Here is a 491-nt window from a genome sequence, read left to right on the forward strand (position 1 = left end):
GATCCCCGGTCCGCCTCGAGGTCGCCGACGACATGACCGAACACATGCTCGACCTCCTGCTACGCGAACTCGACGTCGACCCCGGCGACGTCATCCAGGTGCCCGGACTGCTCGATCTGTCATGCCTGTGGCAGGTGTACGCCGTCGACCGGCCCGCCCTCAAGGACGCACCGTTCGTGCCCGCAACACATCCCGCGTTCGGCGAGCGGGAAACACCCAAGAGCGTCTTCTCCACCCTCCGCGACGGCGACGTCCTCGTCCACCACCCGTACGACTCGTTCTCCACCAGCGTGCAACGCTTCATCGAACAGGCCGCCGCCGACCCCCAAGTCCTCGCGATCAAACAGACCCTCTACCGCACTTCCGGCGACTCCCCCATCGTCGACGCACTGATCACCGCCGCCGAGGCCGGCAAACAGGTTGTCGCACTGGTCGAGATCAAGGCGCGATTCGACGAGCAAGCGAACATCAAATGGGCCCGCAAACTCGAA

General features: G+C 65.0%; 1 pseudogene. It reads left to right on the forward strand.

Annotated features, from left to right (window positions below):
- Positions 1-491: pseudogene (locus tag P3H15_RS54525) on the forward strand (RNA degradosome polyphosphate kinase); the annotation flags it as partial.

It is taken from the genome of Rhodococcus sp. T2V (assembly GCF_029269925.1).
GTDB classification, from domain to species: domain Bacteria; phylum Actinomycetota; class Actinomycetes; order Mycobacteriales; family Mycobacteriaceae; genus Rhodococcus_F; species Rhodococcus_F koreensis.